This is a genomic window from Moorena sp. SIO4A1 (genome assembly GCF_010672065.1).
Lineage (GTDB): Bacteria > Cyanobacteriota > Cyanobacteriia > Cyanobacteriales > Coleofasciculaceae > Moorena.
The window spans coordinates 1-1,709 of sequence record NZ_JAAHHX010000533.1; the positions used below are offsets into that span (position 1 = coordinate 1).

The 1,709-nt window shown below is 43.8% G+C and carries 1 protein-coding gene; it reads right to left on the reverse strand.

Annotated elements, in window-relative coordinates; genetic code table 11:
- Positions 1–188: 188 nt before the first annotated feature.
- A complete protein-coding gene (locus F6K53_RS40310; protein WP_293085731.1) occupies positions 189–1,331 on the reverse strand; it encodes an aminotransferase class I/II-fold pyridoxal phosphate-dependent enzyme in 1,143 nt (380 codons plus the stop codon).
- Between the last annotated feature and the right edge of the window lie 378 nt (positions 1,332–1,709).

The following is a 1,709-nucleotide window of genomic DNA, read 5'->3' on the forward strand; positions in this document are numbered from 1 at the left end:
GACTTCTCAGACAACCTCTAAGACTTACCTTGCTTTTGCTTAAGGGAGTATGTTCACAATTGAAATAAAAAGGTTATATAATGTCAGGGTAATTACCCTTAATAAAAATCTCCCCCATCTTCCCATCTCCCCATCTCCCCATCTCCCCACACTCTCGATTAATTATGGGTATTCAACCAGACTTGATATTACTTGTGTACTAGACAACGAGAGGTTGCCTTAATCCCTTCAATCACCCGCTCTAGGTCTTCAGTGGTAAGATTGGAGCCAGAAGGTAGGCAAAGACCATGCTCAAATAAATCTTCTGCGATCGCACCACCAATAGAGTGACACTCAGCAAATACAGGCTGTAAGTGTAATGGTTTCCAGACAGGACGGGTTTCAATTTGCTTTGCAGCCAAAGCCAGGCGAACCTGCTCTCGATCTGCTCCAAAGGCATCAGGGTTAATGGTCAGGCAAGTTAACCAGCGCGTGGCTCGTCCATAGGGGGCTTCTGGCATAAATTCTATTCCTGGCAGCTCTGCCAAGGCTTCCTGGTAAATCTCGAAGTTACGCCGTCTCGCTGCTACTCTTTGATTCAAAACCCGCAATTGACCACGACCAACTCCAGCTAAAATATTGCTGAGGCGATAGTTGTAGCCAATGTGTGAGTGCTGGTAATGGGGGGCTGGGTCTCGGGCTTGGGTTGCGAGAAAACGAGCTTTGCTGACAAAATCAGGATGGTTTGAAACCAACATGCCGCCACCAGAGGTAGTAATAATTTTATTGCCATTGAAGGAGTAAATACCAATTTCCCCAAAGGTTCCCGGAGAGCGACCTTTGTAGGTGGCACCTAAGGCTTCAGCAGCGTCTTCAATCACGGGAATCTCGTAGCGATCGCAAACCTCTAAAATCGGATCAATATCAGCACTTTGACCATACAGATGAACCAAAACCAAGGCTTTAGGTAATTTACCCAGTCGAGCCCGCCAATCTAGAGCTTGCCGCAGTAAGTCGGGATCCATATTCCAGCTAGTGCGATCGCAGTCGATGAACACTGGCTTGGCTCCCAAATAAGTAATTGCGCTAGCAGTAGCGATAAAGGTAAGGGTAGAGCAAAAAACTTCATCCCCTGATTTAACCCCAACTAGCCGTAGGGCTAGATGCAAGGCTGCTGTGCCAGAACTAACAGCAGCTCCGTGGCGAGTACCCACAACTTGGCAAAATTCTTGCTCAAAAGCATCCACATGGGGACCCACTGGCGCAATCCAATTTGTTTCAAAAGCTTCTTTAACAAATTCCAGTTCCTGATCACCCATGTGGGGTGTAGACAAAAGAATTGGTTTATTCATAGGAAAATAATTATTAAGGATGAATGTAGAATGCAGAATTTAGAATTTAGAATGTAGAATTTAGAATTTAGAATGTTTAAGGGGAAAGGTTTAAGGGTAAAAATAATTTTAAATGTTAAAGGTTGTTCGCCTTTGGCGTTCGGTGAAGGGTAGGTTTAAGGTTTAAGTTTTAAATATTAATTAGCTGAAGTTGCTTCCTAACTACAGGGTTTTTCATAACTATGAGGTACACAATATTTTTTCCCTGTTCCCTGTTCCCTGTTCCCTGTTCCCTTTGATAAATTTACATATGCCAATCTAAATGCTAAACAGCTTAATGACTACAACGATAGGCGGGGAAGAATTTGGACTGAAGGAGTTTTTCTGGGTCATTGTTTA